Genomic DNA, 3,342 nt, shown 5'->3' with positions numbered 1-3,342 from the left:
GGGGGAGATGAACCGCGCGTTGGCGGTTGAGGTGAACGGGGCGGCGAACATGCTGGAGATGAGGAGCATGGTGAGGACGCGGGCAAGGAACGGCCGGACGAGAGAGCGCATCAAGAGTTTCCGGGTGCGAGAGTTGGAACGGTGCGTGAGGTATCCTGGGTGGTGGCGAGTGGCCTGGTCCGGCCACTCGCCTCGGCGCTCTGGCTATCGGCCGGATGCCATTGAGGCCGCACCCTTGGCAGCTGCGAAGGGTCCGGGCTTGGCGATGGCCACTGGCACGCGCCGAAGGATGATGTTCACCTGCCGCTCGCCGTCTTCCCCGACGTCTGCCTGGTCGTCCTTTTCGATGAAGCGCCCGAAGGCGGGGTCGTAATATCTGGCGTTGAGATACATCAACCCGGTTTCGACGTCGAAGCGCTCGCCGATATAGCCCTTCTTGGTCTGCATCGCCGGATTGGTGGTCTCCCCATAGGCGGCATAGCTGGTCTGTTCGGCAACATTGCCAGCAACGTCCGTCACCAGCCGCACCGACGCCAGATGGTCGCGATGCAGGAAGTATTTGCTGATCGCACCGGCGGCCGTGGCGACCACCTTGACGTCGGGATGCGGATAGTAGGTATAGACCTCAGCTCCTGGCGTGGTGCGGTCGATCTCGATATCGGCGCCGGCATAAAGCGTCTTGCCGAGCGCCCAGTTCTTCATCACCCGCGATCCGTCCGGGCCATAGGAGAAGGTCACCGCCGATCCCCCTTGGGTGACGCTGGCAAGCTGGTTCGACCGATCCCACACCAGACTGCGGGTGCCGTCCGAGACCATGTTGCCGTTGGCGTCGTAACCGATCGTCTTCGCCCCGATCTGGGTCGCCGCATGCGGACGCACCGCGTTGCCGGCCGGATAGGTATAGGTGCCGGCGATCCGGGTGCGCGACAGAAGGTTGCCGGTTGCCGAATAGCTATAGGTCTCATCAAGGGCGTTGTTGCCGGCATTGTCGGCCGAGATCAGGCGGCCGAGGTCGTCATAGCCATAGGTCCAGCTGTCGGCAGGGGTGAGACCGGTGATCGTCTTGATCCGACCGAGCTTGTCGCGCAGCGTGTACTGATTGTCCATCAGCACCGTGGTGCCCTTCTTCGTCGTCACCCGCGTCAGCCATCGCCGGGTCGGCGAATAGGCAAACTCCGTCGTCACTCCATTGGCATAGGTGATCGACTTGGTCTGGCCGTCCGCCTCGTAAGCCGCAGTGGTGATATAACCGGGCACCGCCAGCAGCTTGTTGGCGGTATTGTAGGTCCACGGCGCCGCCGACGTCCCCGCGGGGATCGAAGCGGACACCGCAGCCGGTGTGTAGGCGATCGACAGCGTCAGCTCGGCCTTGCCCTTGGTCTCCACTGCCGTATGCGTCACCCCGTCGATCACCGTCCTGGTGGTCAGCACCGTCGTCGAGCCGCTGAGGCTGCGGCTAAAACTCTGGGTCGCCGCCCCGTTCACCGACTTCGTCAATAGCCCGACATTGTGGAAAGGGGCGGATCCGACGCCCGCATCCGCCGTGTCATAACTATTGGTAGCTGTCACCGTGGCGGTCGTCTCTCCGGCTGCCTTGACCTGTTTGCTGAGAAGCCGGCCCATCTGGTCGTAGGAAAGCATTGTCACCGCTCCGCGCGCATCCGTCTGGCTGATCAGCCGGTTGGCGTTGTCGTACGTATACGTCCACGTGCCCAGATCCGGATCGCTCGCCGAAAGCCGGTTACCAACAAGGTCGTAGGTATAGGTCCAGGTGGCACCGCTATGATCGCTGACCCCTCTCAGCCGGCCAACAACGTCGTAGGTGCGGCTCTCGTTGATCCAGGTGCCGGAAAGGTTTCCGGAGGTCAGGATCACGTTGTTGTCCTTGTCGGTGTAGGAGCGGCGGACCTTGCCCTCCTCGTCCTGTACGCGCATCTCCATCACCGGCAGGTTGGTCGTGCCGCCGACAGAGGCTACAGGCTGAACGTTATAGGTATAGATCCGCTGCGACGCCTCGGGGTTGACGGTCTTCACCACCCGGTCCTGCCAGTCGTAGCTGTTGACAGTCCATTGCGCCGCCTCATTGGCGAAGCGGGCAAACGCCGTCTGCCACACATTGCCGCGGGCGTCATAGCTCGTATCGGTGATCCGGGTCTGGCCTCCCACCGTCTCACCCGCCGTCTGCACCCGCCATGGCCTGCCAACCCCGTCGTAGAATGTGCGAGTGAAGACATCGCCTGTTCCCGTCGACAGCGGCTCGTAGCTGACCACAGCCTGGCCAGCCGGATTGCCTTCGTTCTCATAACGGGTGTTGACGTATTTGCCGCTGCCCGCGTTCGTGTAGCCATAGGGCCGGCAGAACGGGTCATAGGTGAAGGTCTCGGTCACCCCGTTCCAGTCCACCTTGGTCGCCGGCTTGCCGCACACGACATCGTTGGTGAAGGTCGATACGAACCGCGCATCCGCCGGCTGCCCGCCGGTCGCAAAATACTTCGGTGCCCGCTCCGTCACCGGATAGAGGTGATAGGTCGCGTCATAGTCCCATTCCGTCCGGCTGCCCGCCCCGTCCACATGCGACAGCTTGTTGCCGTAAGCGTCGTAGGTGAAGTATTCAAGATTGGAAGCCGAGATCGGCTCGACGGATTTATAAGATCCCAGGATCGTCAGGTTGCCCTTGGTCGGCGGCGCCGCGTTATCCGTACTGCCGTCGTAGGTCAACGCCTGATGCTGTTCGAAGACATCCGTGGAGGTGCTGAACCCGCCCGAGCGGATATTGCGTTGCCGCGGCAGCGAGACGATATAGGCCGTCGTGTTCGGCGCATAGGAGGCCAGCGTCCAGGTCTCGTCGCCGGTCAAGTCCTTGCGGCCGAAGTCGCGGATCTGGGTGATATTGCCATATGCGTCGAAATCGCGCTCCTTGCGCAGGACCAGCGATGAACCGCCTTCGTTCAGCGTCGTTTCGGTGGCGGTGTTCAAGGCCGTGTACGGTTTGGTGGCGGCATTGACCGCATAGGTCTCGGTGACCGTCTTCGAGGCGGTATTGGCACCGTTGCGGCTCACCGTCTTCTCCGGCAGGCCGTAACTTGCCAGATCCTGGCGGTAGGTCGTCTCGACCACCGGACGCGCCGTCTCGCCATTGGCCAGGGGCTTGGTCATGGTGATCGTCTTGTAGCCCAAAAACTTCCTTGCCTTCGGGTCGTAAAGTCCGCCCGCATAGGCATAGTCGGTCGCTGCCACCTGACCGCGGCCGTCATCCACCCGCAGCTGCGTCACCGCATGCAGGACCTGCGGCATGAACACGTTCGTCCACCGCGTCGATGGCGTGTAGTCAACCGAGACCAC

1 protein-coding gene is annotated in these 3,342 nt (G+C 62.6%); it reads right to left on the bottom strand.

What is annotated here, in order from left to right; all coding sequences use genetic code 11:
• Positions 1 to 204 precede the first annotated feature (204 nt).
• The coding region (locus tag J2X76_RS31515) for an RHS repeat-associated core domain-containing protein (RefSeq protein ID WP_310221880.1) at positions 205 to 3,342 on the bottom strand (3,138 nt) is incomplete at its 5' end.

This window comes from Neorhizobium sp. 2083, assembly GCF_031455615.1.
Lineage (GTDB): Bacteria > Pseudomonadota > Alphaproteobacteria > Rhizobiales > Rhizobiaceae > Neorhizobium.
The sequence above is the reverse complement of the archived record's forward strand: the minus strand, read 5'-3'. Positions and strand labels throughout refer to the sequence as shown.